Origin of the sequence: Sodalinema gerasimenkoae IPPAS B-353, from assembly GCF_009846485.1 — a bacterium.
Lineage (GTDB): Bacteria > Cyanobacteriota > Cyanobacteriia > Cyanobacteriales > Geitlerinemataceae > Sodalinema > Sodalinema gerasimenkoae.
Window position 1 is genome coordinate 3,653,551 of sequence record NZ_ML776472.1, and the last position, 26,936, is coordinate 3,680,486.

Annotated in this window: 25 protein-coding genes and 2 pseudogenes; 12 read left to right on the top strand and 15 right to left on the bottom strand. The window is 52.7% G+C overall.

Going from position 1 to position 26,936, the window contains the following annotated elements; translation table 11 throughout:
* Window positions 1-86 precede the first annotated feature (86 nt).
* Window positions 87-3,044, top strand: a complete 2,958-nt coding sequence (locus L855_RS15890) for a glycerol-3-phosphate acyltransferase (protein ID WP_159789660.1) — start codon at window positions 87-89, stop codon at window positions 3,042-3,044.
* A 229-nt stretch (window positions 3,045-3,273) separates the two neighbouring features.
* Window positions 3,274-3,600 (top strand): hypothetical protein, encoded by a 327-nt coding sequence (locus L855_RS15895; protein WP_159789662.1) that lies wholly within the window; start codon window positions 3,274-3,276, stop codon window positions 3,598-3,600.
* 11 nt (window positions 3,601-3,611) lie between these two features.
* On the opposite strand, the gene L855_RS15900 is transcribed toward L855_RS15895, so the two are convergent.
* The 5 genes from L855_RS15900 to L855_RS15920 all read right to left on the bottom strand — a co-directional run bounded on the left by L855_RS15900 (window position 3,612) and on the right by L855_RS15920 (window position 11,057).
* Window positions 3,612-4,247 (bottom strand): bifunctional 4-hydroxy-2-oxoglutarate aldolase/2-dehydro-3-deoxy-phosphogluconate aldolase, encoded by a 636-nt coding sequence (locus L855_RS15900; protein WP_159789664.1) that lies wholly within the window; start codon window positions 4,245-4,247, stop codon window positions 3,612-3,614.
* Window positions 4,248-4,272: 25 nt separating this feature from the next.
* Window positions 4,273-7,188 carry a toll/interleukin-1 receptor domain-containing protein gene (locus L855_RS15905; protein WP_159789666.1) on the bottom strand — a complete coding sequence of 972 codons (2,916 nt, stop codon included), beginning with the start codon at window positions 7,186-7,188 and terminating at the stop codon, window positions 4,273-4,275.
* 291 nt (window positions 7,189-7,479) lie between these two features.
* On the bottom strand, window positions 7,480-8,184 hold the full coding sequence (locus tag L855_RS15910; protein ID WP_159789668.1) for a C39 family peptidase: 705 nt from the start codon (window positions 8,182-8,184) through the stop codon (window positions 7,480-7,482).
* Window positions 8,185-8,251: 67 nt separating this feature from the next.
* Window positions 8,252-9,967 carry a C39 family peptidase gene (locus tag L855_RS15915; RefSeq protein WP_159789670.1) on the bottom strand — a complete coding sequence of 572 codons (1,716 nt, stop codon included), beginning with the start codon at window positions 9,965-9,967 and terminating at the stop codon, window positions 8,252-8,254.
* A gap of 151 nt (window positions 9,968-10,118) precedes the next feature.
* Window positions 10,119-11,057 carry an isoaspartyl peptidase/L-asparaginase gene (locus L855_RS15920; protein WP_159789672.1) on the bottom strand — a complete coding sequence of 313 codons (939 nt, stop codon included), beginning with the start codon at window positions 11,055-11,057 and terminating at the stop codon, window positions 10,119-10,121.
* Window positions 11,058-11,142: 85 nt separating this feature from the next.
* Here L855_RS15920 and L855_RS15925 point away from each other — a divergent pair, with 85 nt between their 5' ends.
* Window positions 11,143-11,877, top strand: coding sequence for a nickel/cobalt transporter (locus tag L855_RS15925; RefSeq protein WP_159789674.1), 735 nt, complete (start codon window positions 11,143-11,145; stop codon window positions 11,875-11,877).
* An 88-nt stretch (window positions 11,878-11,965) separates the two neighbouring features.
* On the top strand, window positions 11,966-12,457 hold the full coding sequence (locus tag L855_RS15930; RefSeq protein WP_159789676.1) for a hypothetical protein: 492 nt from the start codon (window positions 11,966-11,968) through the stop codon (window positions 12,455-12,457).
* Here the strand turns inward: L855_RS15930 and L855_RS15935 are convergent.
* Complete coding sequence (locus tag L855_RS15935; RefSeq protein WP_159789678.1) at window positions 12,454-13,728, bottom strand: tRNA nucleotidyltransferase/poly(A) polymerase-related protein; 1,275 nt, start codon at window positions 13,726-13,728, stop codon at window positions 12,454-12,456. The genes L855_RS15930 and L855_RS15935 overlap by 4 nt on opposite strands.
* Before the next feature lie 154 nt (window positions 13,729-13,882).
* On the opposite strand from L855_RS15935, the gene L855_RS15940 reads away from it, so the two are divergent.
* The 3 genes from L855_RS15940 (at window position 13,883) to L855_RS15950 (ending at window position 14,799) form a co-directional block, all read left to right on the top strand.
* The gene (locus tag L855_RS15940; RefSeq protein WP_159789680.1) at window positions 13,883-14,134 is read left to right on the top strand and encodes a Ycf34 family protein; all 252 of its coding nucleotides are present in this window, start codon (window positions 13,883-13,885) and stop codon (window positions 14,132-14,134) included.
* A gap of 35 nt (window positions 14,135-14,169) precedes the next feature.
* A complete protein-coding gene (locus L855_RS15945; RefSeq protein ID WP_159789682.1) occupies window positions 14,170-14,394 on the top strand; it encodes a hypothetical protein in 225 nt (74 codons plus the stop codon).
* Between the two features lie 120 nt (window positions 14,395-14,514).
* Complete coding sequence (locus tag L855_RS15950; RefSeq protein WP_159789684.1) at window positions 14,515-14,799, top strand: hypothetical protein; 285 nt, start codon at window positions 14,515-14,517, stop codon at window positions 14,797-14,799.
* A 41-nt stretch (window positions 14,800-14,840) separates the two neighbouring features.
* Here the strand turns inward: L855_RS15950 and L855_RS15955 are convergent, their stop codons facing one another.
* Window positions 14,841-15,554 carry an SGNH/GDSL hydrolase family protein gene (locus tag L855_RS15955; protein WP_159789685.1) on the bottom strand — a complete coding sequence of 238 codons (714 nt, stop codon included), beginning with the start codon at window positions 15,552-15,554 and terminating at the stop codon, window positions 14,841-14,843.
* 327 nt (window positions 15,555-15,881) lie between these two features.
* The gene (locus tag L855_RS15960) at window positions 15,882-17,069 is read right to left on the bottom strand and encodes a GNAT family N-acetyltransferase (RefSeq protein WP_159789687.1); all 1,188 of its coding nucleotides are present in this window, start codon (window positions 17,067-17,069) and stop codon (window positions 15,882-15,884) included.
* 75 nt (window positions 17,070-17,144) lie between these two features.
* Between L855_RS15960 and L855_RS22280 the strand changes: the two genes are divergently transcribed.
* Both L855_RS22280 and L855_RS15965 read left to right on the top strand, forming a co-directional pair.
* A complete protein-coding gene (locus L855_RS22280; protein WP_281349517.1) occupies window positions 17,145-17,270 on the top strand; it encodes a hypothetical protein in 126 nt (41 codons plus the stop codon).
* Between the two features lie 272 nt (window positions 17,271-17,542).
* Entirely contained in the window at window positions 17,543-17,785 is a 243-nt protein-coding gene (locus L855_RS15965; protein ID WP_159789689.1) for a hypothetical protein, read from the top strand.
* Here the strand turns inward: L855_RS15965 and L855_RS15970 are convergent, their stop codons facing one another.
* From L855_RS15970 to L855_RS16000, 7 genes are all read right to left on the bottom strand, one after another.
* On the bottom strand, window positions 17,786-18,283 hold the full coding sequence (locus L855_RS15970) for a hypothetical protein (protein ID WP_159789691.1): 498 nt from the start codon (window positions 18,281-18,283) through the stop codon (window positions 17,786-17,788).
* 3 nt (window positions 18,284-18,286) lie between these two features.
* Entirely contained in the window at window positions 18,287-18,694 is a 408-nt protein-coding gene (locus tag L855_RS15975) for a phasin family protein (protein WP_159789693.1), read from the bottom strand.
* Between the two features lie 152 nt (window positions 18,695-18,846).
* The gene (locus tag L855_RS15980; RefSeq protein ID WP_159789695.1) at window positions 18,847-20,241 is read right to left on the bottom strand and encodes a sensor histidine kinase; all 1,395 of its coding nucleotides are present in this window, start codon (window positions 20,239-20,241) and stop codon (window positions 18,847-18,849) included.
* 120 nt (window positions 20,242-20,361) lie between these two features.
* Window positions 20,362-21,708, bottom strand: a complete 1,347-nt coding sequence (gor, locus tag L855_RS15985; protein WP_159789697.1) for a glutathione-disulfide reductase — start codon at window positions 21,706-21,708, stop codon at window positions 20,362-20,364.
* Between the two features lie 176 nt (window positions 21,709-21,884).
* The gene (locus L855_RS15990) at window positions 21,885-22,616 is read right to left on the bottom strand and encodes a glutathione peroxidase (RefSeq protein ID WP_159789700.1); all 732 of its coding nucleotides are present in this window, start codon (window positions 22,614-22,616) and stop codon (window positions 21,885-21,887) included.
* 108 nt (window positions 22,617-22,724) lie between these two features.
* Window positions 22,725-24,365: a hypothetical protein gene (locus tag L855_RS15995; protein ID WP_219729927.1), complete on the bottom strand. Its 1,641-nt coding sequence runs from the start codon at window positions 24,363-24,365 to the stop codon at window positions 22,725-22,727.
* Window positions 24,366-24,433: 68 nt separating this feature from the next.
* On the bottom strand, window positions 24,434-24,715 hold the full coding sequence (locus L855_RS16000) for a DUF3493 domain-containing protein (RefSeq protein ID WP_159789704.1): 282 nt from the start codon (window positions 24,713-24,715) through the stop codon (window positions 24,434-24,436).
* Window positions 24,716-24,897: 182 nt separating this feature from the next.
* On the opposite strand from L855_RS16000, the pseudogene L855_RS22925 reads away from it, so the two are divergent.
* From L855_RS22925 to ilvB, 3 genes and pseudogenes are all read left to right on the top strand, one after another.
* Window positions 24,898-25,065 (top strand): annotated as a pseudogene (locus L855_RS22925) (thiamine pyrophosphate-binding protein); the annotation flags it as partial.
* The gene (locus L855_RS22930) at window positions 25,019-25,219 is read left to right on the top strand and encodes a thiamine pyrophosphate-binding protein (protein WP_425500579.1); all 201 of its coding nucleotides are present in this window, start codon (window positions 25,019-25,021) and stop codon (window positions 25,217-25,219) included. The pseudogene L855_RS22925 and the gene L855_RS22930, both read left to right, overlap by 47 nt.
* A pseudogene (ilvB, locus tag L855_RS16005) lies at window positions 25,206-26,873 on the top strand (biosynthetic-type acetolactate synthase large subunit); the annotation flags it as partial. The gene L855_RS22930 and the pseudogene ilvB, both read left to right, overlap by 14 nt.
* Between the last annotated feature and the right edge of the window lie 63 nt (window positions 26,874-26,936).

The following is a 26,936-nucleotide window of genomic DNA, read 5'->3' on the forward strand; positions in this document are numbered from 1 at the left end:
TGCCCCTTGCCTTCTTTTGCCTACTGCCTACTGCCTACTGCCTTCTTTTGCCTACTGCCTACTGCCTTCTTCATGCCTCTTAACCCATGTCCCCATCTTCCTTCTTCGCCGGTTGTTTAGTTCTCCTCGCGAGTGTCTTGTTGGGAGGACTTCCTCTACTCGGGGCGATCGTCCGCTGGGTAAGTGACGAAGACCTCAGCCAACAGGGAACCGGCAATTTAGGGGTCTCCGCCGCCTTCTACCATGGAGGAACCCTAGCCGGAGTCTTAGCCGTTCTCTCAGAAGCCGCCAAAGGCATCCTCGTGGTGCTTCTAGCCCGTTGGTTCCTGCCCCAACTCCCCAGCTTTGAACTGTTCGCCTTGATTGCCCTGGTGTTAGGACGCTATAGCTTTAAACAGGGGGCCGGAACCACCAACACCGTTTGGGGCATTGTCACCCATGATTGGCGCATCGCCCTCTTCATTGCCCTGATTAGTGGCGCCAGTTTTACCCTGATTCGTGAACGTCAAGCCGGGCGCAACCTTGCCTTGGCCTTGCTTCCCGCCATCACCTGGATGCTCTATCCCCATAGTCCCGGACGGCTGCTTGGGAGCCTGGGACTCAGTTGTGCTTTATACGCTATTTATCAGACAATGTCCGACGATCTTGATTTACCTGTGAGCGGTGGACGCTCTGACACCCGTAAACTCTTTCAGTTCTTCCGAGCTGATCGGGTTTTGTTGAGTCTCGATCGCCCCCTGAAGCCGGAAAAAGTGGGGTCGAAAGCGGCCACCCTATCGCGGCTACGACGCTGGAGCTATCCCGTCCCTCCCGGTTGGGTGTTTCTCCCTGGGGATGATTCACAACTGTTTGCCGAAGCCCTCACCGTTAGCCCAGAACAGCCCCTAATTGCTCGTTCCTCCGCCATTGGCGAAGACAGCCAACAGGCCACCGCCGCCGGACAATATGAGAGTGTAGCCCACCTCACTAGCCCCGCCGCCCTGGAAGAGGCTATTGATCGCTGTCTGGCCTCCTATGACAATCCCGCTGCTCAGCAATACCGCCAGGAACGGCAAGCGGCCGATGATGAGGACGAGAATGATTGGTCCATGGCGGTCTTAGTTCAGCAACAGGTGGCGGGGGTGTTTTCTGGGGTGGCCTTCAGTCGGGACCCCGTCTCTCGTTGCGGGGATGGGGTCGCCATTGAATGTTTGCCGGGGGATGCGGCCCAGGTGGTATCTGGACAGGTCACCCCAGAACGCTATTATGTGAGCGTCTCGCCGGATGTGGCGGCCCTCGATTGGCGATCGCCCGCCACGGGACAAGATGAGCGATTAGCTGTCAGGGGCGATGACGGGGACGTTCCGGTGAGCCTCTTGCGACGCGTGGCCCTTCTGGCGCGACAATTGGAACAACGGCTGCAAAACGTCCCCCAGGATATTGAATGGAGTTATGACGGAGAGACCCTCTGGCTGTTGCAAGCCCGCCCCATCACCACCTTATTGCCCATTTGGACGCGGCAAATTGCGGCGGAGGTGATTCCTGGCTTTATTCGTCCCCTAACTTGGTCAATTAATCGGCCCCTGACTTGTGGCGTTTGGGGGGAGATTTTTACCATTGTTTTGGGCGATCGCGCTGAGGGTCTGGATTTCACAGAAACCGCCACCCTCCATTATTCCAGTGCCTATTTCAACGCTTCTCTGTTGGGGGAAATTTTCCTCCGCATGGGACTCCCTCCAGAAAGTCTGGCCTTTCTCACGGAAGGGGCATCCATGAGTCGCCCCTCTCTGCATTCGACCCTGAGTAACCTACCGGGCTTGCTGCGGCTGCTGCGTCGTCAGTTGGTCTTAGAACAAAAGTTTCAGCATCAGTATCGTCAGCAGTTTTTGCCCCTGTTGGAGAGCTTAGAGGCAACTCCCGCCTGTCGCTTCAGTGGCGATCGCCTCATCCCGCAACAGTCGCCCGAAGCGGTCCTTAAGCGTATTCAAGACATCTTACAAGGGTTAGAAGGGGTCACCTATTACAACATCCTGGCTCCCCTGGGCTTTGCCGCCAAGAGAGCCATCTTTAAGGTGGATGAGGCCAGTTTAGACAATCAGCAGATGCCGGAAGTCGCCGCCCTCGCGGCCCTGGAAAATATCGCCGAGTCTGCCCGTCATCTCTTGCCCCAGGAGAATCTGGATGTGGCAGCGTTATTTGTCTCCTTAGCTGAGAGTAACGATGGTCAGGAAATCCTCAACCAGTTGGAGGCGTTCCTAGAGGAGTTTGGCTATCTCAGTGAAGTGGGCACCGATATCGCCGTAGCCACCTGGCGGGAGGACCCGCGCCCCGTCCGCGCCCTGTTTGCTCAATTGGTGCAAACCAATGACATGACCCCTTCTCGGGCTTCTAAGCGACCAAAATCCCAGGCTGGGAGGGTACAACGGGCGCTGAACCTCAAAGGAACAGTGGCTCAGGTCTATAGTCGCTTATTGGCCCAGTTGCGTTGGAGTTTCCTGACCTTAGAACGCCACTGGTTGGAGTCAGGTTTGCTGCAAGACCCTGGAGATATCTTCTTTTTGGTTTTCCATGAAGTGCGGGGTCTCGTTGAGGGGGACAATCCTAATTTGGCGGCATTAGTTCCTGAGTTAGTCCCACAACGGCGGGCCCAATGGGAGCGCGATCGCCAACGACCCGAAATTCCCTATGTCACCTATGGGAAACCTCCCATGACCTTGCTCACCACCTCAAATCAACCGGCGCGATCGCAACTCTCGGGAATTGGGGCCAGTGCGGGCCAAGCCGAGGGACAGGTGAAGATTGTCCGACAACTCAGCGATGGCCTACAGTTGCAGCCGCAAACGATTTTAGTAGTTCCCTACACTGACTCCGGCTGGATGCCCTTATTGGCCCGGGCCAGTGGCTTAATCTCTCAAGTTGGGGGTCGTTTATCTCATGGGGCGATCGTGGCCCGGGAATATGGGATTCCGGCGGTGATGAATGTGGCCAATGCCACCACCCTGCTTAAAGACGGCCAGCGAGTTCGTCTCGACGGCGAAACCGGAACCATCGAGATTCTTTCCTAACCCCCTTTGTCCCTGACTAAGACTGGCATCGAGCCAAATTCATTGTTACCCTAGAAGAAGCAGTACCCCTATGAGATCTACCGTCAGGAATCCTAAACATTATTCCTGAACAATGTTCATGATTGAATTCATGATGTATCGCTCCCCCATCGAGGCTTCAACACCGCCGACCGGATCTCTGGGGTAGAGTGCGTCGTTGCGCCTCGGTTCCAGTCATAAGGAGGCCCCTATGAAATCCAGCCTTTTTGCCGTCACTGTAACTGTCCTCGGACTGATCGGCATGAGTTCTCATGCGATCGCCGAGGATGTCGAACCCTTGGAGTTCGATGGAAATGTGAGTACTCGAGTTGAAGATTTACGACTCGATGAAATCCGCACCACCCCTGATCCCCAAGAGGGCTTGCAACCTCCAGAATTGCTGGACACCCTCAATTTTCAGGGACTGGTGTTTGACTCAGTCACCATTCAACTCAATGATCCCGATCGCCTTCCCCAAGAACAAAGCAGTCAGTTTAACTTGCGCATGGCGATCGATGAGCGTCAAAGTCAAGAGTAGTTGAGACGGGTTTAGGGGGGGTAGAGTCCTCGCCAACGCCGCGATCGCGCCTCTACCTCCTGCCAGTTCTCAGCCGCAATGTCTGAGGGCGGAAACAGTCCCGTTGAGACCCCCACCGCCACGGCCCCAGCCTCAAGAAAGTCCGGGGCCCTTTCCCATGTCACCCCTCCCGTGGGGATCAGAGGAATCCCCCCCAGAGGAACCTGTAAACTCCGTAGATACGATACTCCCCCCATTGCGGAGATGGGAAACACCTTGACGGCGGTGGCCCCGGCCTGCCAAGCCTGGATAATTTCCGTAGGGGTGAGGGCCCCCGGAATCATGGGAATTTCAGCGGCGATCGCCTGTTCTAAGAGGGTTACGTCCAGATGGGGACTAAACAGGAATTGGGCCCCGGCGGCGATCGCCTCTGCCAAGTCCCGTTGACTCATCAGCGTTCCCGCCCCAACCTGACAATGAGGGAACCGCTCCCGTAACCGCTGAATTAGGCTTGTGGGGCGATCGCTCGTCCAAGTCACCTCCAGATAGGACAGTCCCCCGGCAATGGTCGCCGCCGCCATCCGCTCCCCCAACGCCAGGGAAGGCGCACGGATAACCGCGATCACCGGTTTCTGTTTCAACTCCTCAAGCCACCGCCAATCCGTCACAACTCCCCTTACTCAACCCCCAAATCTACAAGCCAGGACACATGACGCGATCACTATCTTTCAGAGTTGGATTCGTCGTGAGGTAATTCCTGAGCCAATCACACCCGAGACTAATCAAAGTCCCCATCTCCACCTCTTCGATGGACTCACGCATTTCCTCCAAGGAATCAAGTTCCCAGAGAATGAGGGTGCGATCGGCACTGGCTGAGATTAACTTCTCACCATCCGTACTAAAATCCAAGGCCCGAACCCAGTTTTGGTGAGCCGACAGAGTTTTAAGCAAATTTCCCTGTATATCCCAAAGACGCACCGTATTATCCTTACCCGCTGACGCCAGCAGTTGACTATCCCGATTAAACTCCACATCCCACACCCAATCTGTATGACCTTCGAGAACCGCCACCGGGGTGGGGTCAACCCGGCCCTCCTGCCATCTCCAGATGCGAATCGTTCTGTCGCCACTCGATGTCGCTAAATACTGACCATCGGGACTGACGCTTAAGGCATTAATCCAGCCGTCATGGGCCTGAAACTCTTGCAGCAACTCCCCCTCAAAAGACCAAACTTTAATCCGTCCGCCCCCTCCGACAGAGACTAAGCCCTGATTATCCGGCAAAAATCCCACATCTGTCGCTTCCGACTCATGCACCTCATCAAACTGTTGTAGGATTTCCCCATCACTCAAGCGCCAGAGAATTAAACGCCGTTCCGCCCCTGCCGAGGCCATCAACTCCCCATCGTCAGAAACCGAAAAGTTTTTCACCGTAGCATCATGGCCTTCAAACAGACGCAAGGGTTCTTGTCCCTCACCATTGAGCAATGCTGGCAAATCCCACAGTTGTAGGGTGCTGTCATAGCTGGCGGTAATCACAAACTGACCATCAATCGTAAAGTGAGACCCCCGCATTCCGGCACTATACTCAACGGTTTGGAGCAACTGGGCCCCATCTTCCTGCCAGATATTGAGCGTCGTATCCGCCACGGAACCAATCAGATCATCAGGGCTAAAACGAACTCCCTTCACCCCCGCGCGGTGGCCCTGGAGAATTTCCACCACAGCCCCCTCAATACTCCGCAAGCGCACTGTCGCATCATCGCTCCCAGAGGCGATGGTGGTGCCATCGGGGGCAAATTGCACGGTGCGGACACTGGCATCATGGCCGCTAAAGGTTCGCAGGAGAATCCCCTGAAGATTCCACAGTCGCACCGTATCATCATCACTTCCGGTCACCAGAGTTGTGCCGTCTGGAGCAAAGCTGACACTGCGCACCCAGTTACTATGGGCCCGTAAGGTTTGATGAGGCTGGCCATCCAACTGCCAAATAATAACCGTATTATCTGAACTGGCACTGGCAATATAGTTACCATCGAGAGACACATCGAGATCCCAGACCTTATCACTATGACCGGCAAACACTTGAATTGGGGTCAGAGGTTGATCTTGGGCCAGGGGATTCTCACGAATATTGACAATTTCGCGAAGATCCGTCCCTTCAGTCATGAACACCTGCCCTTCAAAGTCCTCACTAATCATCTCGTCCGACCCGTCACCGTTGCGTCCTACTAACTCCCCTAATGACCATTGTTTCACCAACGTATCATGACCCGACGTAAACAGCGTGCTGCCATCGAGACTAAAGATAATGTCATTCACATCTCCCTGATGGGCCACAAATGAGGCTTTGAGAGTCCCCTCAGTATCCCAAATCCAAACTCGTCCATCCACATCTCCCGTGACAATATAATCTTCCTCTGGGTGAACCCGGGCTGATCGCACACTCGCGTTATGCTCTAAGGTGTGTAACCGTTCACCCGTCTCAACCTGCCAAATTTTAGCCGTTCCATCTTGGGAGGTGGACACGATGCGATCGCTGTTCGGAAATACATCTACCCCGCGCACATTGTCATCATGCTCCAAAAGATGTTTGATGCTACCATCAATGTTCCAAATCCGTACCGTACTGTCATCACTGGCCGAGGCAATAAACTCCCCATTGGGAGCATAGCGAATGCGATTGATTTGGTCTTGATGGCCATTGAAGCGATTTTTTTCTTGGACGTTATAAACCGAATCCCGTAAGGTTTCAAAGGTTTGCTCTTGCAAATCATCTGGAAAGCTTTGATGCTTTGTGAGATTTGAGGCAGCTTGGACGGCAAATTGCAGAGCTTCTAAATCATCATCAGTAAACCTACGGGCTTGGGACAGGGCCACCAGGGCCCGCACATTTTGTTCTTGGGCCAGGTTCCGCTGCTGCACGGCTTCTGCCCGTTCTTTGACCGCCACTGCCGCCAAAACCAGGGTGACAACTAACCCCGTCACAACGCCAGTCATCGCAACCTTTTGACGTCTGGATTTCTCCTGACCACTGGCCAGAACATATTGAGTTTGCACAGGGGTAGGTTTTGGGTCTTTACCTTCAGCTATCCCCAACCATTGTTCCGCTTGTTTGAGATCATCCCCCCGCAAGACGTAACTAGAATTGCGTTTTTTGCTATCCCATTCTAAGGCCCGTTTTTGTAGCCGGGTATGGGCTTTGACATGATCGAGATCCGTATCTAAGGTCGAGAGAAGTTTCGGAAAAGCCGCCTCAAAGGTTTCCGAGGAATCATGGAAGAAAATCCAGTTCAGTTTAGCGAGTTCTGGGTGAACTTCATCATAAGCAACTTCTTTGTAAACCAGGGGAACCAAGCGTTTGTTGTTGGCAACAGCATGGTCAATTTCTTCACGGCACACCTGTGATGCCACAGAGTCGGGGCTGAGAACAAAGACAAAGTTATCAGCCGCTTCAATTCCTCGGTAAATTTCATCTCGCCAATCTGAGTTTAAGGGAATGTTTTCCCAATCGACCCAGACCTCTCGCTTGGCATCACAAAAGGCCTCATAGAGTTGTTTCACAAACTCTTTGTCGCGGCGGCAGTAGGAAATAAATGCATCTGTCATCGTGGATACACCTGACTATTGATTGACAATGAAAATTGACAACAAAAATTGCCAATAAAACCTGTTTTTTTAGGAACGGGTTTCTCTTAACAACAAAGAAACCTTGTTTCAGAGGTATGTCCTGGCACTAAATACCTCTGAACAGCACCTTTTTAGCAAAAACGAAAATTCGACGCTAGACAAAAATACGCCAATCACTAATTGTCAATAGACAATTATTTGAGTTTGTTTTGTCAGGGCTGGCCTTAACCACGTTTGGGTCTTCCCCTAACCCGTTTCCTCTTGAAGGCTTTACTTGGAAACATAATGAATCCATAAATCTCCATCGGTCCCACAGACGCGACTCATCATGCCGTAGGAATAGGTCAACCCTTCCCCGGTGCGTTGGGTATCATAGCCCCACTCGTACCATTCCCCATAGGGATCATTGACAATCCAGCCGCGATCGTTATAGCCACGAATCACGATGATATGTCCAAAAGCAGTGAACCAACCATGGACAATAATCGGGTTCCCTGCCGCCAACCACTCTTTAACCTCGCACCATTTTGCATCGGGTTGAAAGTCATCCTGATAGCCATAGGCACGAACAACCTTCGCCAAATCCACAGGGGAGTGACGAGATAAGCCATTATCAAGACAGTATTGATATAACTCATCTTCGAGTTGATCGCCCCATTGATTCAGAGGAGGGTGCCCTAAATAGGCCAAACACATGGCCACACAGGTTACATTGCAAGATCCATGGGGATTATGGACGTTATCGAGTTGCGATAAATAAGGAATCGGCAGATCAACGTTGGTGGGACTTCCGGGACTCAGGGTTTGTGTTTCCGGGGGTTGGGGAGGGTTCCGCCACAGGGTGACGAAATCGGAGTCTGGGCCAAGGAGTTCAGGATGGGTTCGTCCGAGTTCTTGTTGGAGATAGGCCAGAGCCGCATCCTGATGGGAATGGCCTTGATAGTATTTGGCCACTTTAACTAAAGAAATGGTCATAAGGACTTGAAGAATGAAGGGAATGAAGGATTTTAGAGCCGCCTAGATCCGGTTAAAGACTCTAAACTTAGCCATGATTCACAGCCGGTAAAAGTTTTTGAACTACGGGCCAGAAGTGATCCCAACCATTCAAACCGCCATTGACGGCGCGACGAACTCCTTGCCAGTCTTGAGCCAGGGCCCGTTGATCGACGGAACGTTCCCAGAAATATTCCACGAGAATGGCTGAGGCGACCTCAGGATCGAGGGCTAATTCTGGGTCATCCACCAGGGGAACCCCGAGTTTATCGCCGTAATGCTGATAGTTAGCGCGACCGGTAATTTGGATAAAGCCCCGTCCGTGGAAGCGAATCCCGTCTCCGGGCTGGCTGTTGCCGAGGTCGGAGCGCCCTTCATACATTTCATGGAAGTAGCTATTTCCTCCCCATTCGTTGATGGGTTGGAAGCCGGCAGTTTCTACGGATATGGTAGCCAGGGCCGCGACGAGGGTGGGTTGGTTGAGAATCCCACGGGCCTCAAGCTTGTTAATCAGAGGTGGGAGGTAGGTTTCCACATCGGAGAGTTTGGCCCCCATTAAATCTGCCGCTGTCTGGATATCAATCCAACGGCTGGTGTCATTGTTTAAGGGGACTTCTTGAACTTCGATGAGTTTTTTGGCGAAGGCCGGACTAATTTGATCGGGGGGCAGTTCAAAGGCGCGAGCAAACCGTTCGATCGCAGCTTTGGTATTAGGACCATAAAGCCCATCTGCCTTGTCACGCAATACTTTCAGGGCCCGTAACCGCACTTGAATCTGTTTAATCAGGGGTCGGTGTTTGGCGGCTTGGGTAATGGTGAGAGTTTGGTTATTTTTCAGGAGATCTTGCAGTTTCAATTCAGCGGGGCCGCTGCTGGCTGAAGTGCCCCCATTGTTGTTGGCGGCAACGGTTATCCCATCTGGAGGTGGCGGCAACTGTCCAGGCTTGCCATCGACGTAGTGAATCCAGAGGTCACCATTAGTCCCGCAGATATCTTTCATATCTTGGTACCCATAGATAAGGCCGGAACCACAGGTATGGGTATCGTAGCCGTTAGGTGACCATTTGCCGTAGGGATCGTTGATGATCCAGCCCTGATTGCAGTAGCCAATAATGGTGACAATATGCCCCGAGGCGGTAAACCAACCATGGACAATACAGGGTTTGCCCTGCTGAAGCCAACTGGTGACCTCTTCCCATTTGGCATCGGGTTGGAAGTCATCCTGGTAGCCGTAGAGTTGCAGCAGGTGAGCCAAGTCCGTGGGAGAATGGCGCGAGAGTCCGCGATCGAGCATGAACTGATAGAGTTCATCTTCGAGTTGCACGCCACTGCCATTAATGGCTGGATGACCGAAGTAAGCCATACACATGGCAACGGAGGTCACGTTACAGGACCCATGGGGGTTGTTGACGTTATCGAGTTGGGACAAAAAGGGAACGTTCAGACGAACCGAGCCATCGGGACGCACGTAACTGACCGGTGCAGGAGGTTTGGGCGCCGACGGCGGCGGCACGACGGCCGTGGCAACCTTCCCGGCGGCGATGTTTTGCCCGAGGTTGGCCAGTTGGGATGTCAGTTGTGCTTGAGATGGGGCTGGTTTGGCTGCGGCTTTGGTTTGGCTGCGCCAGATGCGGATAAATTCAGAGGTGTCTGTTAGTAAATCTGGTCGGACGGCTTCGATTTGTGCTTGTAGGCGTTGTAAGGCCTTGACTTGGTGGGGTTCGTCTTTGTAATACTTTGCGACGTTAATAAGGGAGATGCTCATATGAAGTCCCTGACCCGTAGAAGGATGATTGTCCCAGTCTATCCGATCCGTTTACGGGATGTCACACAAAATTGACAAGATGTCAATTTACCCTCAGAGAGAGTTTTTCAAGCAGGGAGGAGACCGCGACCCTCCCTGAACGTGACATGTCTTAAATTTTTTGCACTTGGGTTCCTGGATCAGCTTCTAAGCTATCTCCATTACGATCGCCGTCTGTGTAGGCGGCTAAGACCACATCACTGGTTTTGCCCCAGGCGATATGACCTTGGGCATCGAGGGCGATCGCCCCTAAATCTCGTTGATTCTCTGTGGCTTCAGCAAAGGATTTCTCCATAGCCGCCTGCAAGGACATGCCGTCACTGACGCGAATGACAATTTTGGCCGCTAAACATTCATCAATAATGTCTTCGCCAATGCCCGTACAACTGACAGCCGCCAGTCGGGTGGCATAATTCCCCGCCGGCATTGCCGAATCACTCACTCGGCCAATCCGTTCAAAGCCTTTGCCCCCGGTGGAGGTTCCGGCGGCCAATCGTCCCTCGGCATCTAAGGCCACCACGCCAATGGTTCCCCGCCCGGCTTCATCATCCTCGACGGGTTCGGCAATGACGTTGGCCATGCCACGACGGAAATTATCTTGACGATCCTGTAACCATTCTTCGAGGCGATTATCCGTGATGGGGTCAGTAATAGGAATTTGCAATTCTCGGGACAGTTCAGCCGCCCCATAATCCGAGAGGACGCGATCGCGCTGCTGTTGCAGATACTCCGCTAACTCAATGGGATTTTGCACCCGTGAGACGTTGATGATGCCGCTAAACTGTTGTGAGGTTCCATCCATCAACGAAGCACTCATGCGAACCTGGCCGTCAGACTGTAAAACTGAGCCAGTTCCGGCATTAAAGCGGGGTTCATTTTCCAGCAACTGACAGCCCCGCACAACGGCATCCTTGGCACTTTTTCCAGCCCGCAGTAGGCTATAGGCATCATCCAGGATGCCATAGAGTGTTTTCCGCAAGCCCTCAATTCCCCCTTTGCCTTTTAGGGAACTGCCGGCCCCGCCGTGAATGATTAATTTGGGTTGCACCATTGAATCGTACCGAACTCCTGAGGATTAAAACTCCAACGCCAATCTTAAAGCTTTTTGACCAAGAGCCATGGGAGGATTCTTCTTGATGAAATCAACGTTACTGTTCGCTCACGTCATCCAATCCTCGTCATTAAATCAATTACTCCTCTATGATCCTACCTCCATGATGGGGGTCACTGGGGTGGCGATCGCCATGGGGGTAGGGGCAATCCATGCCCTCTCCCCTGGCCATGGAAAAACTCTCGTTGCCGCCTATCTGCTCGGGTCCTCCGCTACCCCTACTCACGCGGTTATTCTGGGCCTAACCACCACCATCACTCATACTTTGGGGGTCTTTCTACTGGGACTCATCGCCCTGTTCACCTCGGAGTATTTTCTGCCAGAACAGTTCTATCCCGTACTGAGTATCATCAGCGGTGTCACCATTATCGGGGTGGGGCTAACCTTGCTCAAACGTCGTCTGAGACAACGCTCTGCCCATCATCACCACCATCACCACTCCTCAGCCATCGATCTAAGGTCGCTCTTCAAATTAGGAATTGCCGGTGGCTTAATCCCTTGCCCCTCTGCCCTCGTTCTTTTGCTGACGGCGGTGGCTTTGGGCAAAATTTTCTATGGACTGGTTTTAGTCGTCGGGTTTAGTTTTGGCTTAGCCTCGGTCTTGGTTGGGTTAGGCCTGATGGCCCTCTACGGACGACAGAAATTAGAACATCTACCACAACCGGAGCGTTTACTGAAAAATTTGTCGGTTTGGAGTGCAGTGGTTGTTGTATGTATTGGTATTGGTCTAACATTCGGATCAATTGTGCCTCTGGGGTAAATTAAGGGAATTACATCCCTGTTGCCTGTTGCAGAGGTCTTTGCTAGACCATCAGCATCTAAATTTCGACCCTCACAGTACAGTTACTATGACATTTAAAGCTTCCATTCGCGCTTGCCTCATCCTCCTGGTTCTGGGTTTCGGCGTTTTGGCTTGCCCTCAAGGCGCCTTTGCTCACACCCTCGAAGCGCATTTTCAACCTCAATCGGAAAGCTTGGAGATTCAAGCCATTTTCAGCACCGGCGAGTTCTATGATGGCGCAGATGTAGTCGTTCATCCCCCCGGCGATGCTGAGGCCGAGGAAATTCAGGGCCTAACTGATGAAGATGGCCGCTTCGTCTTTGAACCGGATTATGACTTGGTGGGAGATTGGACGATTGAAGTGGGTGAAGGCAACCATTGGGATTTGTTAATTGTCCCCGTGGTGGATGGCCGGATTGGCTTTGATCAGATCACCCAACTCCATCCTGAGCTTCCCCACCATCATCACCACTATGCCTCGAATCAGTTGTTTGTGGCGGCGATCGCCCTCGGCTCATTTCTAGCGAGCCGCCTACTACGAGGTAAGTTCAGCATCTAGGGGTTGGGTGTTCTGGGTTGAGCGCGTTGTTGTTCAACCCAGTTGAGGGCATCCTGGGGATGATTCAGGATTCCCTCAGCCTGGGCGATCGCGATTTCCGTGAGCCAATGGCCCACCTCAGGACCTCGGGGGACGCCCACCGTCTCGATTAAATCTTGTCCCTTGATCAGGGGCCGGGGATGGGCGATGGGGTCATCGGCATTGAGATAATGCTGGATATAGGGGGCGATCGCCTCTCGGGAAATCCCAGAGGCTAAGGCATAGAGGACATAGGCAGGAAACGTCCCGTTGAGGTGTTTGAACCAAAAATACTGCGATCGCACCGACAGCCCTCGCAAGGCGGCTTCTCCCCCCGCCAGCCGCCAAGCCTCTTGTAAGGCTAAAACGGCCCGCACTTCGGCCCGGGAATACTTCAACCGTGCTAAGGTGCGTTCGGCTTCTGGCAACTCCTGAGACATTAAACTGCTCAACTTGGCAATCATCACCAGAGTAGTTTTTAAGGTCGGCCGTAACGGGGCCTGGAGTTCTAAGACTAACTCAGGGCAAGTCTGGGCCAAGTCCCCGACCACCTCATCAATGGCACTTAGGCGTTCTAGGGATTGGGCCTGGGCCTGAGGAAACCATCCTGACAATAGGCCATCCTGCCATGCTTGCTGTAACCAATAGGTTCCCGACTCACTGCCGAGAAGATAGCCAAGTTCTGAATTGACTCGTTCCGCCGCCACCTGAGTTAACAGAGGGGCAAGTTGACGAATCCCCGCTTGGGTTTCTGGGTGCAGGGTAAAGCCTAATTGGGCCGCTTGACGGTAGCCCCGTAACAGTCGCAGCGGGTCATCCTTGAGATTCTGTAGGGCGATCGTCCGTAACTGCCGCTGCTGGAGGTCTTGGTAGCCCTGAAGGGGGTCAATTAAAGTCCGGCTGCGAGGATTATAGGCGATCGCATTCACGGTAAAGTCCCGTCGTCGCAAATCCGCTTCTAACGACTCTCCCTCCTGTAAGGCAAAATCCACGGTCATCTCAGGAAACACCACTCGGGCAATTTGCCGGGCGGCATCGAGAATGACAAATCCCGCCCGATAATTTTGGGACAACCCACGGGCCGCCTCAATGGAACCCTGGGGAACTACAAAATCTAAATCCAGATAGTCCGACTGTCGCCCCAGCAAGCCGTCTCGAACTGCCCCACCGACTAAACAGGCCTCCGGGGGTAAATCCTCCAGGGAAAAGCCCCAAGTCTGAGGGGAAAACACCGTTGGTTTTTCCTCACCCATGACCAGATCCTCCATGATCAGACTCCCAATTCCCCGCTCGCCCATGACTGCGTTCCCCATAACCAAAAGCATTTCTCCCCTTAAATGGGGCATTCTCAAATCCCCACGTTAAACTAACAGAAAGTGCAACCTGTCGTGCAAAGACGTTTATACCATGTGTATCTGTGTCAACTGCCATTATGTCGATCGCTGTGCCACCTATCACGAGGTGGAACACCAGCATCAACAGTCTCATTTGACTGACGCTCCTGACTTTCAGCCCGTTGAGCCTACCATTAATGTGAATATCCGCACTCCTGAGGGGGGGGATATTGAAATGGAATGGGACGTGGTGGGCTGTGAAAGCTTTAAAGCTGAGATGGGGAAATGGTCGAAGCTGCGTCCCGGAGAACTCATTCCCACTTAGGCATGTCCTGTTTATTATGTCCTTGAGTTGTTTTCATGTCTGATCCTTCACCTCGCCGTCGCCTCAATCGTTTACAAACTGTGGCTCGTTTTAGCGGCGGCTTTCTTTTTGGCGTTGTGATTGCTTTTTTCTCTCCCCATATCTGGGGGGTCTCTATTGTTGCCAGCCTCTTTTCAATTGGCTTACTGGGGTTATGCTTTGGTCTGCTGGCAGTTTTGTTTGGCGATCGCTTTTGGTACTTTCTCAGCCGCTGGCTCTGACGGTACAAAGGCGGGTAGAATCATGGAGATTCTGTCTGACTTAGGTTAATTACGTTAATAATGAACTTTTCTAGACATCCGCTGAGGTTTGCCGGCCTATTAGTCCTTTTACTGGCTCTTGTGGCTTGCGAACCATCTGAGGAATCCGCTACATCTCCCCGATCAACCCCGGAACAGACGCCAACAAATGAGTCAGTTGCGTCTGATTATCCGGCCGAGGCGATTGATCGCTTCCTGGAAAGTTGTACTGGGGGCGACCCGGCGATGCAACGCTCTTGTAGTTGTGCCATTGAGGAAATTCAGCAACGGTACAGTTTTGAGGAGTTTGTTGAACTCGAACAAGAGATTGAGGCGGGCCGTGATGATGGAACGGTTTTGGCGGAACTGCTTCAGGTTTGTCAATAGGGGGGAGAGGCAGTAGGCAATAGGCAATGGGGGGTTTGAGGTTAGTGGTGCTGAGTCCAGGCTTCGTACCACATTTGGGCGATTTTGTCATGTCCTTGGCGGTTGGGATGGATGCCGTCGGCTAAGTCTTCGGGGGTTAGGCCGCTGTAGAGGTCGACGAACGTTAGCCGATCGCCCTGGGATTGACGGGCCTGGATGTTTTGGGCGATCGCTTGGTTGTAGGCTTCAACCCGTGCATTGAGATCGGCTTCGTCGATGGGAGGAATGGAACCGACAAAAATTTGGGCCTGGGGACGATGGTGAAATAACTCATCGATGAGAGCATTGAGACGGGCGGGGGCGGTATCGAGACTATAACCCTGCACAATGTCGTTGGTGCCAATGAGTAATAGGATAACGTCCGGTTCGGCAGTTTCTAACCAATCCCCCACTCGACGGTGGAGTTCGTCAATGCGCCAGCCGGAATGACCTTGATGATTGCGATCGGGGAGTTCGGGGGGGCCGTTTTCTTGGCTGCCCACAAACTCAATGCGATCGCCGCGTTCCTCTAAGGCTGCCCACAGGTTGATGCGGTAGCCCCCCGGAACGTTATAGCCGTCGGTGATGGAATCCCCCAGGGGCATCACCCGAATCGATTGCTGTTGGCTCACCATGGATGTATCGGTTGTCTGAGACTCTACCCCAGGCTCGGGGGCGCTCTCTATGGTACAACCTGTGCCAATCAGAGGAAACAGCACCCCCAATATCCCCGCCATCAGCAGTGAGGATCTCTATGGTACAACCTGTGCCAATCAGAGGAAACAGCACCCCCAATATCCCCGCCATCAGCAGTGAGGAAGATGGATGCCCCCCGCCTCCACGGGTTCCCTTAGCTTTTGATAGTAATCGCCACATAAGTTAATACAGAAGATGGATGCCCCCCGCCTCCACGGGTTCCCTTAGCTTTTGATAGTAATCGCCACATAAGTTAATACAGTAATTGAAGATTGCCCAATTGATACTCTGAGCCTAGTACGCCCCTACGTCTTCCCCTACTGCCTTCTCTTGCCTACTGCCTACTGCCTTCTCTTGCCTATTGCCTTCTAGTTCTCCTGACGGGCAAAGGGTAACTCCTGATTAATCGCGGCCACCTCCCGTTCTTCCATCTCATTCACCTGTTGTAGATAGGGCAAAATGATTTTACGGAGTCGTGAGGGATAAAAACGATGCAGGCTGACATTGGGGGTGGCGGGGAAGCCTCGACGTTTTTTGTGGCGGCCTCCCGCACCGGGATCGAAAATCTGAATATTGTGGTCGATCGCCCATTCGATGGGACTGTAATAGCAGACATTAAAATGGAGACAGTTAATCTCATCATGACTGCCCCAATACCGTCCATAGAGGCGATCGCCCTTGGTTAAACAAAACGACATGCCCAACGGATGTCGCTCATCGGCCCCAGACGACTCGGGATAGGCAGCCACAAAAAGAACCCGATGACGATAGGTGGTATAGAGTTGCTCAAAAAAGCGTTTCGTTAGGTACTTACTCCCCCACCAGCCAAACTTATCACAGGTATTTTCATAAAAGCGGTACATGAGGGGGAACAGGGCCCGAGGAATCTCATCGCCGCTGAGAGTTTTCAGGGTTAACCCCGCTTTCGCCATGGCCTTACGTTCTCGCTTGATATTCCGCCGCTGATTGGCATTAAAGGCCTTGAGATACTCATCAAAACTGCCATAGCTATCATTGTGCCAAATGTAGTTGTGATGTCGCCAAGGGGAAAAGCCGCTCTCTTGCAGGCGAGATTGCCATGAGGGGTCAACATAGAGGAAATGACAGCTACTGATTTGGTTGCGATCGCAGAAATGGTCAATTTCCGCCACCATCAACCCCAGCAGTTCCGCCTCATCTTCATCGGGAGCGATTAAAAAGCGATAGCCCTCAGCCGGGGTAAAAGGACTCATTCCCAGGAGTTTCGGGTAATAGGAGATGCCCAAACGCTCCGAGAGATCGGCAAATTGATGATCGAAGACAAACTCCCCGTAGCTATGGCCCTTCAGATACAGAGGCGCGGCGGCGACAAGGGTGCGATCGCGCCAGACGGTGAGATGACAAGGCATCCAGCCGGCTTTTCCCGTCGCACTTCCGGAAGACTCCAAATTATGCAGCCAATCCCACTCAAAAAACGGTGATGTCAGGGGTTGAGCGAGGGGATCCCAGGCGGCTTTGGGAATTTCCGCGATTTGATGAATCCAGGAAAACGTATAGTTAGCAGCAGTCTTATCCATGGGGCAAGGATGATACAGGAGCGTGTCCCGTTAAGAGCGTCAGGTCATCTTTTAGTGTGAACCAGAATTAAATTTTTGGCCAGGCGGCGATCGCCACAACGCCCCAAGCGTCCCCGCCTCTCCCCCTTTGAGACAACCCAGCTCACCGCACAGGCGGCGATCGCCACAACGCCCCAAGCGTCCCCGCCTCTCCCCCTTTGAGACAACCCAGCTCACCGCTAGCTGACGGCTGCCCAGATATCCGCCCACGTATAACTACGTAATTTTTTTGACTTAATGTCTGAGATTAGCCCATTATTAGTGTAGAATTACGCAGAAAACCATCTAGGGTCCTGTCTCCCGACAGCGTGAGAAGATTAGCCCATTATTAGTGTAGAATTACGCAGAAAACCATCTAGGGTCCTGTCTCCCGACAGCGTGAGGCATCTTCGGCAGTGCTGTCGCCATCGCCAACTGTTTATTGTTCAGGATTTATGTCTCCGTTAAATCGCAATTCTTCCTTTCCCTACTGGCTCTTCATCCTTCTTTGGCTAGTCCTGGGCGGTGGAATCTGGATCTGGGTATCCCAGATTGAACGCCAACGCCAGCAAGCCGTCGTGCAATGTTTGGAGCGGGCCGTTGAGGCTCAAGCTCCCAACAGTCCAGAGGAGATTCAACAACTCTCCGCAAGCTGCACTCAACGTTGCATCCGGGGAGAATTAACAGGCTGTCCCTAATCAGTCCTCTCCCCTAACGGGGCCTTCCCAATCAGGACAGTCCTCTCCCTCCCAGCCATACGGGTGCATCCCACAGACCAAGAGGGTATCACCATACATATGTCCGTGATAATGCTGACAGTTTATGCAGGCCGGATGAGTGGATTTGCTTGGATGTACGTAGGTAATATGAACAAATGGATCTGAGTTCCTCTCCGAATCTTGGATGTCCCAATCTCCAGAGTCTTCATCAAACAACAGGAACTCTAACCCCTCTAACCAATCGTCAAGGGTGCGGTCAATCTCTTGGGACAGTTCATCCAAGGGAAACACCTCCCGAAGTTGCTGATAGACTTCATCAGAACGCTCCTGAGACCAAATGACGGTCTCCTCAAGCTGTTGATCTAACTGCTCGACAATCTCATCCGTCCAAACTTCAATCGATTCAGCCGTTTGGACGATGGCTTCTGTCACACTCTTTTCAACGGTATTCACCCATTCGGTTAGCCAATCTTCCATGATTTATTGATCTTGCTGCAAACGGCGCAATTCATCTTGAAGCGATTGCACCTGTTGATGTAAATGCTCTACACCTGAGTCTGATGTCGAGGTATCCGTCGACGTCGAAGAGGTCTCGGAGATCTCCTCGTCATCGTCGAGAATTTCAATGCGTCGGGGTTCTTTGGGTCTCGTCTCATCCCGAACTTGAGGATTAGGATTAGCTTGTCGCTGGCCCTGATTGACCATCTCCTCGACAAAACGGCGGGCCTCCTCCGCATTCATCTCGCCTCGTTCTACTAACTCATCGGCCAGCTTCTGGGCCGTCTCCCGTAACTCAATAAGTTTTTCCCCGGCCTGTTCCCCAGCGTAGGAGGCTAAACCCACTCCTAGATAAAATGCCTTCTGAAACAGATTGCCAAATCCAGCCATAGTCGTGATGGTCCTTGTGCGCCTGGTCATGCTTCAAGCTTATCGCATCCTTTTCGGGTTGTGGGTCAATAGTCGTGATGGTCCTTGTGCGCCTGGTCATGCTTCAAGCTTATCGCATCCTTTTCGGGTTGTGGGTCGGCAGGGGAACAAGGCTAGTCCGGTAGCGGTAAGTCTGTCGGCAGCCAAATTGAGAAGCGACTTCCCTGGCCCGGGGTTGAGTCAACGATTAGTTTTCCCTGATGCTGGTTGACAACAATGTCATAACTGCTCGTTAGTCCCAAGCCAGTTCCTTTGCCAATGGGTTTACTGCTATAGAAAGGATCGAAAATTTTATCCCGTTTATCTGGGTCAATCCCCATGCCATTATCTTGGATGCTAATGGTGATAAAGTTCCGTCCGTCCTCATCTGTTGCCTGGTGGGTCGTAATGGTTAACCTAGGGCGATAGGTTGACTCGGGCCCATCAGCCAAATGGGGTTGCAGGCGCTCCTGCAAGGCATCCATGGCATTGCCGATGATGTTAATAAATACCTGGTTGAGTTGTCCGACGTAACAGACCACTGGTGGCAGTTCTTGATAGTCTTTAACTACGTCAATTGGCAACTGTTCGCTGGTTCTTCGTAACTGGAACAGGCTTAAGTCCAGGGCATTATCAAGATGCTCCTGAATCTGAACTAATTTGATATCGGCTTCATCGAGATGGCTAAAGGTTTGCAGGGAATCCACAATTTTTTCAATGCGAATTGCACCTGACTTCATTGAATGTAAAAGTTTTAGGAAATCTTGGGAAATATAGTCGACGTCAATCTCACTCAGATGATCCGCCAATGATGCGTCAGGCTGGGGATAAGTCGTTTGATAGAGATGCACCAACTCAATCAGTTGCTCTGTGTAATCTTGGGCATGGGGCAGATTGCCGAGAATAAAACTGACCGGATTATTGATTTCATGGGCAACTCCCGCGACAAATCGCCCCAGGGCGGACATTTTTTCCGTCTGAATTAAGCTGGCTTGGGTGTGTCGTAGTTGGTCTAAGGTTTGATGAAGTTGTTTGACATGGCGCCGTAACTCCATTTGGGCAACCACTTGGCGGCTGAGGGCCTGTAGGCCCTCGATTTGCTCTTGGGTCAGTTGGCGGGGTTTGTCATCAATGGTGCAAAGGGTGCCGATCGCCTGGCCATCAGGGGTTTGTAGGGGAGCGCCTGCATAGAAACGAATCTGAGGGCCACCGGTGACGAGGGGATTGTCGGTAAAGCGCGGGTCCACTTTGGCATCGGGAACCAAGAGAATGCCGTCGGGGTTGAGGATAGCATGGGCACAAAAGGCCTGCTCGCGGGGGGTTTCCTCAGCATCAATGCCAACTTTGGACTTGAACCATTGGCGATCGCGGTCAATGAGACTGACTAAGGCAATCGGCGTATCACAAATGTGAGCCGCCAGAGTGGTGATGTCGTCAAAGGCTTGTTCGGGTAGGGTATCGAGCAGGTTGTACTGCTCAAGGGCCCGTTGGCGTTCGGCTTCGTTTGCAGGATAGGGTGCAGCGGGCATAAGGGGGACTAACCATTCAGAAGGGAGGTGGTTCTGGTGAGAGGGGCCCCGTCAGAACCACCGTTAAATACGCAAATAGGCGGACGGTCTCAGGAATGCCCGGGCACAAATCCGATGGGTTTAGCGCATCGTCACAAATTCTTCGGCAGAACTGGGATGAATGCCCACGGTGGCGTCGAAATCGGCTTTCGTGGCTCCCATTTTGACGGCGATCGCCACCCCTTGAATAATCTCGGCGGCACTTTCTCCCACCATATGGGCCCCAAGCACGCGATCGCTCTGGCTATCAACCACCAGTTTCATGAGCGTTCGTTCTTCTCGTCCTCCTAATGTATGATACATCGGCCGGAACTTAGAGCGGAAGACTTTGATGGCATCTCCATACTGCTCTCGGGCCTCGGCTTCGGTGAGGCCAACAGTAGAAGCTTCGGGAGAGGAAAACACGGCTGTGGGGATGTTCTCATAACTCATTTGCCGCGATTTGTCGCCAAAGTGGGTATCGGCAAAGACACGACCCTCGTTGATGGCCACTGGGGTCAGGTTGACGCGATCGGTGCAGTCCCCGACAGCGAAGATATGGGGTTCGGCGGTTTGGCTATACTCATCGACGGCGATCGCCCCTTTTTTGACCTCAACCTGGGTGTTCTCTAACCCTAATCCCTCTAAACGGGGTTTGCGGCCGGTGGCAGAGAGGGTGACGGTATCGGCGATAATACTGCCCTCATGGGTGTCTAAATTCAGTTTTAGGGTTCCATCCCCTTGTTTATCCACCGAGGTGATATTGGTGTTGTTGAGAATGCGAATGCCATGGTTAGCCATTCCCTCTTGAATACAATCGCGCAAATCTTCATCAAAGCCGTTGAGAATCTTCTCGCGGCGGATCACCACTGTCACTTCAGATCCTAAGCCGCGTAGGATACAGGCAAACTCCACCCCGATATAGCCGCCACCGAGAACCACGAGATGCTTCGGTTGTTGGGGAAGATGGAACATCTCATCGGAGGTGATGGCATGTTCTAAGCCGGGAATGCTGGGTTTAACCGGTTTTCCGCCGACGGCAATCAGGATTTTGTCGGCCGTGACTTGGCGATCGCCCACTTGGACTGTATGAGAGTCCACAAACCTCGCCGACTCCCGAAAGACCTGCACCTCGGACTTATCCAGCATTCGCTGATAGATGCCATTGAGACGAGTCACCTCATCGTTGACGGCCTTAATCATTTTCGGCCAGTCCAGTTGACTCTGTACGGCACTCCAACCATATCCCACGGCATCATGGAACTGCTCCGGGAAGTGGGAGGCGTAAACCATGAGTTTCTTGGGAACACAGCCCCGGTTAACACAGGTTCCCCCTAGGCGATCGTCTTCAGCAATCCCCACCTTAGCGCCATATTCTGACGCACGGCGAGCGGTGGCGATTCCCCCGGAACCGGCCCCAATCACAAATAAGTCAAAGTCGTATGTCATAGGTTTTAAGTCCTCTTGTATCTGTATTAACCTGTTGCCAGAAAGTATTGCCACAAACGGCTCAAATGGCTCTGGTTATCTTATCGGGTGTAACCAATTTTTTTTAAGGGAAATATCCGGGACTCCCATCATGGGGGAATCCCGGATCGTTGAGATCAGGCCTCAAGGCTGGGCAATTATGCCGTCTTGAGATAGGCTTCGAGTTCTTCGGAACCCCCCACCAGTTGACCATCGACAAAGACTTGAGGGGCAGATGTCTTGCCAGTCATGGCTTTCAGGGAAGCGGTAGAGGCATCGCGACCAATGACGATTTCTTCGTAGTCCCAGCCTTTATCCTTGAGGAGGGATTTGGCTTTGGCGCAGAAGGGGCATCCCACTTTGGAGAACAGGGAGACGTGTTTGGGCTTGGCTTGGGGGTTGATGTAGCCCAACATGGTTTCAGCGTCGGAGACTTTGAAGGGGTCTCCGGGTTCTTCAGGTTCGATGAACATTTTGTCGATGATGCCATCTTTGACGTACATGGAATAACGCCAGGAGCGTTTGCCGAACCCGAGATCGGCTTTGTCCACGAGCATTCCCATTTGCTCGGTGAAGTCGCCATTTCCGTCAGGAATCAGGGTGACGTTGTCAGATTCTTGGTCTTTGGCCCATTCGTTCATGACGAAGGTGTCATTCACGGATAGACAGACAATTTCATCAACGCCGCTCGCTTTAAAGGTGTTAGCGAGTTGGTTGTAGCCGGGGAGGTGGCTGGAAGAACAGGTGGGGGTGAAGGCACCGGGGAGGGCGAAGACAATCACGTTTCTGCCGTTGAAGATGTCTTTGCTCTCGACATCTTTCCATTCACCATCTTGACGGGTGCGGAAGGTAACTTCGGGGACTCGTTGTCCGGTTTTGTCCTGTAACATATGCGTTGAACTCCTTGTGGTAACGGTGTAATGACGCTGTGCAGTTAACGGTGTTTCAGTTAACTCATAATCGTTATGAGTTTATCATAGGGGGTAATGGGCGGGCTGTCAAGTCTCGGGTCTGAATTGGTCTAGAATGCAGGTGCGATCAAGGAGCCAATAGTGGGGGCTGGCGGCGACATCACAGCGATCGCCCAGGGTGGCCAGGACGGGGGTTTGTCCTTGTTCTAAGGTCTCGAAGGCTCGTTGAATGGCTTGTACGAGAGCATCCTCTTGACGGGGGGAGCTGGCCATACGGTTGAGCCAATAGTGCTGTTGTAGGTAATTGAGGGTGAAGTCATCGCGGCGAATTAGCCAATAGTCGAGGGGGTACTCCCGGAGAAACTCACGAACCTGGTCCGGGTTGGGACTGTATTGGGCGTTGATGAGGGCAATGAAGCGATCGCGCACTACGGCATAATAGCCCCAATGATAGGGAATCATGTATTCGAGACCCATCAAGATCCCTCGTTTGCCAAAACTGGGGATGTTGTCTAACTCCCCGTCTATACCCCCAACTCGACTGTCTTTGGGGGTGGTTTGTAGATACTCATAGAGTGTGGGGGCGGTTCCGTCGTAGTAGGCCGTTTGGAAGGAATCCTGTAACCAGAGGGGAGAGGCGATGACAGATACCAGTAAAAGAACCGCAAAGAGGCGTTTGAGGATCATCGTAACGCCTCTTTGAGAGGACGGACGGAAGACCGAGTGGGCGATCGCCACCAGCACCATTCCCGCCGCCAAGGACAACAGCACTCGGAAACTGTGATGGGTGTAGCGACTGGGTAGATGTAAACGAAACAGCAACAGATGGGCCAACAGAAAGCTACCCACACTCGACAGCAGCAGTTGTAGGAGAACAGAGGTTCCCCGAACCTGAGAGAGTAAGGGAAACCCTTGTCGAAACCGCAACAGCAGCGGTAACGGGAGGCCAAACCACAGCACTAACGGCGTGTAGCCAGGAATCAAGCCACTGCGATCGCTGCTGAACCAGAAATGGCCAAAATCCTCATAAAAAAAAGCACTACGTCCGCGAGGGGCCAATTCCGCTAAGGCTAACCCCTGCTGACGGGTTAACACCGGCTGCCAAGGATTGGCGGCCAAGAGGTAGGACAGCAGGACTCCTCCAACCGTAATCAAGCCCACCCAAGCCAAGGGACGGTTGCGGCCAGTTCCTTGAGGAATCCCCAACCCCTGCAACAGTAAAACCCCTCCCTCGACGATGACCATTGGGGGATAGAACAGTCCCGTCACCAGGACTGCGATCGCCGTGGCCAGGATATGTTCAGACAACAGGGCCCAAAGAAACCCCAACAACAGGGGAACCGCGAAGGCCCGAGGAGTTCCTGAGACGAGGTCATCCTTCATCCACAGACTCAGATTTAAAATGACACTGCTAAAAAAGCCCACCGGGGCCAGGGGTAACAGTCGCCAACTCACCCGCATCACCAGCACCGTTGTTAGCAGGGTTAAGAGAATGGGCAACAGCTTATTAAAACTCAAGGGTTCCAGTCCCAGATGAGCAGCCAGGCCATAGAGATGACGATAGCCCCAGGGCGCAACCGACTGAAAATAATCGGCAATCCAATCTTGGGGAAACAACTCAGCATCCCCAAAGCGGTGCATCCAGAACACATGTTGCCGCGCATCATCCTGAATCCGATAGACCCCTTGGCCATCGCGCCAGATGACCAAGGCCATGGCTCCAGACAAGAGCAAACTCAAACCCAACCAGAGATAATAAGACCCGAACCACCGTGACCTGGCCCATCTCAGAGGCTTCATCGACGTTCCCGACGAAACAACCAGACCATCAAGGCAACAACCCCGAGTTGTAGGGCCAAATTGGGCAAATCAGACGACAAATTTTGTCCCGCTGCCACCCGAGCCATAAAAACGAATGCTCCAAGGAGGCCCGATGCCCCTAAACTGACATAGATAAAGAGACGAAAACCACGATAGGGGGCTTTGGCCTCAGCGACCAGGCGTTGATACTTCTGTTCACTCAGTCCCTGAGCCGCCTTGGGACGGGATGAGTAGGGTTGAGGAGTTTGATCATTCATAAGGTTTTAAGAGAAAAAATTCAGTGGATGCAGCCTTAAGCTCTGCTCCTGTAGCCTCTCTATCCTATCGAGATTCCCTCGTATCTTGAATTTCTTTAAAGTCCTGTACGAAATGAACTTGACCTGAGTAGAATTGTAGGATAACGGTTTTAGTTTTCGAGAGTTTGCAAGAGGTTCCTGTCGTGCAATTACAACGAGTCGCAGTGCAACGTGTGAGTGGGGCCTATGCCCTGATAGATAGTTTAAAACGCCATGGTGTTCGGCATATCTTCGGATATCCCGGTGGCGCCATACTCCCTATTTATGACGAGTTATATCGGGCAGAAGCCCAGGGTGGGATCCAACATATCAGGTGGCGCCATACTCCCTATTTATGACGAGTTATATCGGGCAGAAGCCCAGGGTGGGATCCAACATATCCTGGTTCGTCATGAACAGGGGGCCTCTCATGCCGCTGACGGCTATGCCCGCGCAACAGGACAAGTGGGGGATGGTTCGTCATGAACAGGGGGCCTCTCATGCCGCTGACGGCTATGCCCGCGCAACAGGACAAGTGGGGGTCTGTTTTGGGACCTCGGGCCCGGGAGCGACAAACCTGGTGACGGGGATTGCTACCGCTCACATGGACTCAATTCCCATGGTGGTGGTGACGGGACAGGTTCCCCTCAATGCGATCGGGACCGATGCTTTCCAGGAAACGGACATTTTCGGGATTACGCTGCCCATCGTCAAGCATTCCTATGTGGTGCGCAACCCCAATGACATGGCCAGAATTGTGGCGGAGGCCTTCCATATCGCTAGTACCGGTCGTCCAGGGCCGGTGTTAATCGATGTGCCCAAAGATGTGGGCTTGGCTGAATGCGACTATACGCCGATTGAGCCGGGTTCTCTGAAACTGCCGGGTTATCGGCCCACGGTGAAGGGGAATCCTCGTCAGATTGAACAGGCGATCGCCCTGATTCGTGAGGCCGAGTTCCCACTCCTCTACGTCGGCGGTGGCGCCATTTCGTCGAGTGCCCATGCAGAACTGCTCGAACTCGCTGAACATTTCCAAATTCCTGTGACCACGACCCTCATGGGGAAAGGTGCATTTGATGAGAATCATCCCCTCTCGGTGGGAATGCTGGGAATGCACGGAACCGCCTATGCGAACTTTGCCGTCAGCGAATGTGATCTATTAATTGCCGTGGGGGCACGATTTGACGATCGCGTCACCGGGAAATTAGATGAGTTCGCCTCTCGCGCCAAGGTCATCCATATTGATATTGACCCCGCCGAAGTGGGTAAAAACCGGGCCCCAGAAGTTCCCATCGTGGGGGATGTGCGCCAAGTTCTCATTGATTTGTTGCGTCGTCTCAAAGAACTCGGCGTCGGGATAGAGTCTGAGCGAACTCGGTCCTGGCTCGATCGCATCAACCGCTGGCGCAAGGATTATCCCTTAGAGGTTCCCCGATATCCTGGGTTACCCTCCCCGCAACAGGTGATTGTAGAACTCCATCGCCAAGCCCCCAACGCCTATTACACAACCGATGTGGGGCAACATCAAATGTGGGCGGCCCAATTCCTGAAAAATGGTCCCCGTCGTTGGATTTCCAGTGCTGGACTGGGAACGATGGGTTATGGACTGCCTGCGGCTATGGGGGCGAAAGTGGCGCTTCCTGAGGAAGAGGTGATTTGTATTAGTGGGGATGGCAGTTTCCAGATGAATCTTCAGGAACTGGGAACCATAGCCCAATACGGCATCAACTTCAAAACCGTGATTATTAATAACGGTTGGCAGGGGATGGTCCGCCAATGGCAGGAAACCTTCTATGGTCAACGCTATTCCTCCTCTAATATGGAGGTGGGGATGCCGGATGTGGAATTACTCTGTCAAGCCTATGGTTTGAAGGGAATTAAGGTCACCCATTCCGATCAACTTCAGGATGCGATCGCCGAAATGCTAGCCCATGACGGGGCAGTGGTCATGGATGTACGGGTTCATCGCACGGAAAACTGTTACCCCATGGTGGCCCCCGGCAAGAGCAATGCTCAAATGCTCGGACTCCCCGAACAGAACAAGTTAGAGCAAGCTGTTGAGCTAATCTACTGCCCCAACTGCAATGCGAAAAACGCCTCAACCAACCACTTTTGTCCTGAATGTGGCACAAAACTCTAAGGACTAACAGACAATCGAAGATGGACACTTAAAAATCGCCAAAACCTGCAACAACAGAGTGCT

Coding starts and splice junctions, on each gene's coding strand:
- L855_RS15925 (WP_159789674.1), top strand. CDS start 11,143: ATGAAATCAACGTTACTGTTCGCTCACGTCATCCAATCCTCGTCATTA.
- L855_RS15895 (WP_159789662.1), top strand. CDS start 3,274: ATGAAATCCAGCCTTTTTGCCGTCACTGTAACTGTCCTCGGACTGATC.
- L855_RS15960 (WP_159789687.1), bottom strand. CDS start 17,069: ATGGATAAGACTGCTGCTAACTATACGTTTTCCTGGATTCATCAAATC.
- L855_RS15970 (WP_159789691.1), bottom strand. CDS start 18,283: ATGGAAGATTGGCTAACCGAATGGGTGAATACCGTTGAAAAGAGTGTG.
- L855_RS15890 (WP_159789660.1), top strand. CDS start 87: ATGTCCCCATCTTCCTTCTTCGCCGGTTGTTTAGTTCTCCTCGCGAGT.
- L855_RS15920 (WP_159789672.1), bottom strand. CDS start 11,057: ATGGTGCAACCCAAATTAATCATTCACGGCGGGGCCGGCAGTTCCCTA.
- L855_RS22930 (WP_425500579.1), top strand. CDS start 25,019: ATGACGAGTTATATCGGGCAGAAGCCCAGGGTGGGATCCAACATATCA.
- L855_RS15990 (WP_159789700.1), bottom strand. CDS start 22,616: ATGTTACAGGACAAAACCGGACAACGAGTCCCCGAAGTTACCTTCCGC.
- L855_RS15980 (WP_159789695.1), bottom strand. CDS start 20,241: ATGCCCGCTGCACCCTATCCTGCAAACGAAGCCGAACGCCAACGGGCC.
- L855_RS15965 (WP_159789689.1), top strand. CDS start 17,543: ATGTCTCCGTTAAATCGCAATTCTTCCTTTCCCTACTGGCTCTTCATC.
- L855_RS15930 (WP_159789676.1), top strand. CDS start 11,966: ATGACATTTAAAGCTTCCATTCGCGCTTGCCTCATCCTCCTGGTTCTG.
- L855_RS15935 (WP_159789678.1), bottom strand. CDS start 13,728: ATGGGTGAGGAAAAACCAACGGTGTTTTCCCCTCAGACTTGGGGCTTT.
- L855_RS15975 (WP_159789693.1), bottom strand. CDS start 18,694: ATGGCTGGATTTGGCAATCTGTTTCAGAAGGCATTTTATCTAGGAGTG.
- L855_RS15910 (WP_159789668.1), bottom strand. CDS start 8,184: ATGACCATTTCTTTAGTTAAAGTGGCCAAATACTATCAAGGCCATTCC.
- L855_RS15905 (WP_159789666.1), bottom strand. CDS start 7,188: ATGACAGATGCATTTATTTCCTACTGCCGCCGCGACAAAGAGTTTGTG.
- L855_RS15955 (WP_159789685.1), bottom strand. CDS start 15,554: ATGGCGGGGATATTGGGGGTGCTGTTTCCTCTGATTGGCACAGGTTGT.
- L855_RS15940 (WP_159789680.1), top strand. CDS start 13,883: ATGTGTATCTGTGTCAACTGCCATTATGTCGATCGCTGTGCCACCTAT.
- L855_RS15915 (WP_159789670.1), bottom strand. CDS start 9,967: ATGAGCATCTCCCTTATTAACGTCGCAAAGTATTACAAAGACGAACCC.
- gor (WP_159789697.1), bottom strand. CDS start 21,708: ATGACATACGACTTTGACTTATTTGTGATTGGGGCCGGTTCCGGGGGA.
- L855_RS15945 (WP_159789682.1), top strand. CDS start 14,170: ATGTCTGATCCTTCACCTCGCCGTCGCCTCAATCGTTTACAAACTGTG.
- L855_RS16000 (WP_159789704.1), bottom strand. CDS start 24,715: ATGAATGATCAAACTCCTCAACCCTACTCATCCCGTCCCAAGGCGGCT.